Source organism: Vibrio sp. Vb1574, from assembly GCF_033338675.1.
Genome location: NZ_JAWOTC010000139.1, coordinates 1 through 1,648 on the forward strand (window position 1 = coordinate 1; position 1,648 = coordinate 1,648).

The window sequence follows — 1,648 nt, forward strand, 5'->3', positions numbered from 1 at the left end:
CGCCACAACACAGCTTCAAGCCATGCAAATGACGGTGTTCATTCTTCTGCCTTCGATTCTACTGTCTGGATTTATGTTCCCTTACGAGGGCATGCCAGTCGCTGCACAGTGGATTTCAGAAGCCCTGCCCGCCACTCACTTTATGCGCATGATTCGAGGCATAGTGTTGCGAGGAGCGGATCTGATGGACTTATGGCGAGATACCCTTTGGTTGCTCGGGTTTACCGTATTTGGATTGGTCGTCGCGTCACTAAGGTTTAAGAAATCGCTCGATTAAAGTTGCTCATTTTTCTCTTCCGTAGAAACAAAAATAGCCTCGACAATGAGGCTATTGTTGTTAGGACATTTAAATGTCTAACTGACAATGCTCAATGGCACGATTCGGTTTAGTAATATTCACCAAAAGAACAATCGCGTAAGTCAGAAATGCTGTAGTTCTTCAACGAGTTAATTTTGAAGTTAAAAACCACTTCTTTACATACCATCCCGTCTCGGTCGGTATAGGTGATGAACCCTTCACTGTAAGCACGTTTGCCATCAGAGGACTTAACATGCGCAGCAAGCTCTAAATGCCCTTTGTGAGCTTCTACGCGGTTCATCATTTCAAACACATCCATCCACTCTTCGCGATTTGCCATTTGTATCAACATGGATTTGGCCTGTGTTTCCAACTGCTGCGGATACACGTAATAACGGTTGTAACCAAAGTATGCGCACATCAGTAATAGAACGAGTGCAAATGAGGTTGTTCTTGTCATGCAAGCTGCCTCTTGTTGTTATAAAAACTCTGCTTCGTTAATTCAGTATAGGAAGCGAGCAAAGTTTAGGTTATAGAACTTGCTCAAATAACAGAGGATCGTCAGAGACAGTCAATTCTATGACAAGCTCAGCACAGGTTTTACTTATGAAACATGACAAATTCTAAGAGCTTGAACTATGGAATATGCACACCGATCTGGGTTGTCACCATGCGGTGATCTGAGCCTTGTGGTAAAGCAGACGATTCACGAGCGCAGATGATTCGCTGTCCTTGCTCAGATTTTAGCCACAAATGATCAATACCTATCATCATCGGCTCTGGCACGTTGATGCCTTTGATGTTAGTTGGCCAGCTCGTCACTGGCGCGGTTTGAAAACTCGGGAACAGCGTAGAAAAACGAGGGCTAACCGAGGAAAGATTGAAATCCCCCACAACCAACACCTCTGGCTCGGGATAAAGCGCGGTCAGCGTTTCTATGGTTCGCACCAGCGCATTTCTTTGATGCCAAAGCTCGCTGGTTCTTGGTGATGGCGGATGAGCCGCAAACAAAGTGATCGGTGCTTGACCTTTAGGCAACCAAACCGCTCTGATGACTTCTTGTCCATTTGGCGCACGATAAACCGAAACCTCCGTGATCGGGTGTCGGCTAAGAATCATCAAATTGGATGGGTACCCTACGTCACGTTGGCCACCATAATAATGCGGATAGACATCATCCAACATGTGCAAGAGGCTGCCAACACGCGGCGTCAGCTCTTGCATCACCACCAAATCAGCAGGATGCCTCAATAGATAGTTGATGAACTGATTGATGTCTGAGTTTTCGTAAAAAAGATTGAATTGAATGACGCTCAAAGACTGCGAGCAAGACGCCACATGGCTGCGCTG

The 1,648-nt window shown here is 45.9% G+C and carries 3 protein-coding genes; 1 reads left to right on the forward strand and 2 read right to left on the reverse strand.

Translation table 11 applies throughout. The features are described 5' to 3' along the window. Positions 1-277: ABC transporter permease (locus tag R7O12_RS24210; protein WP_318126581.1), on the forward strand; the 277-nt coding region annotated here is incomplete at its 5' end. Positions 278-386: 109 nt separating this feature from the next. Here R7O12_RS24210 and R7O12_RS24215 read toward each other — a convergent pair. Together R7O12_RS24215 and R7O12_RS24220 are read right to left on the reverse strand one after the other, a co-directional pair. Beyond that, on the reverse strand, positions 387-758 hold the full coding sequence (locus R7O12_RS24215; protein ID WP_005487881.1) for a hypothetical protein: 372 nt from the start codon (positions 756-758) through the stop codon (positions 387-389). Positions 759-934: 176 nt separating this feature from the next. After that, positions 935-1,648: endonuclease/exonuclease/phosphatase family protein (locus tag R7O12_RS24220; RefSeq protein ID WP_318126583.1), on the reverse strand; the 714-nt coding region annotated here is incomplete at its 5' end.

What these genes read in the sequence shown, in the direction of transcription:
- R7O12_RS24215 (WP_005487881.1), bottom strand. Translation starts at nt 758, where the DNA reads ATGACAAGAACAACCTCATTTGCACTCGTTCTATTACTGATGTGCGCA.